The organism is Tritonibacter sp. SIMBA_163 (assembly GCF_046535935.1).
In the GTDB taxonomy this organism is placed as follows: Bacteria; Pseudomonadota; Alphaproteobacteria; order Rhodobacterales; family Rhodobacteraceae; genus Epibacterium; species Epibacterium scottomollicae.
Genome location: NZ_JAWJBP010000687.1, coordinates 1 through 261, shown reverse-complemented (window position 1 = coordinate 261; position 261 = coordinate 1). Strand labels below are relative to the sequence as shown.

General features: G+C 36.4%; 1 protein-coding gene. It reads right to left on the bottom strand.

Annotated features, from left to right (window positions below):
* A partial coding sequence (locus R0J92_RS24070) for a ribonucleotide-diphosphate reductase subunit beta (RefSeq protein ID WP_411053533.1) occupies positions 1 to 261 on the bottom strand: 261 nt, incomplete at both ends.

Sequence of the window (261 nt, the reverse complement as noted above, 5' to 3'; positions counted from 1 at the left end):
CTCATCTCTTAAAATTAAGTTGATAATTTCCCCTGATTGCATCAACTTACCTTGACCATAAAAGTAGAGTGGGTAATAAAAGCCGCTATAGAACAGAAAGCTTTCCAGCATCACTGATGCCACCATTCCCTTGTAAAGGGAAATGGGATCACCTTTCATAATATTTCTATATTCAGATATAATCAGGTCTGCCTTCTTCTGAAGATATTTGTTATTTTTAGTCCATTCAAACACTTCATTGATCGTTTCAGTTGGTGCGAG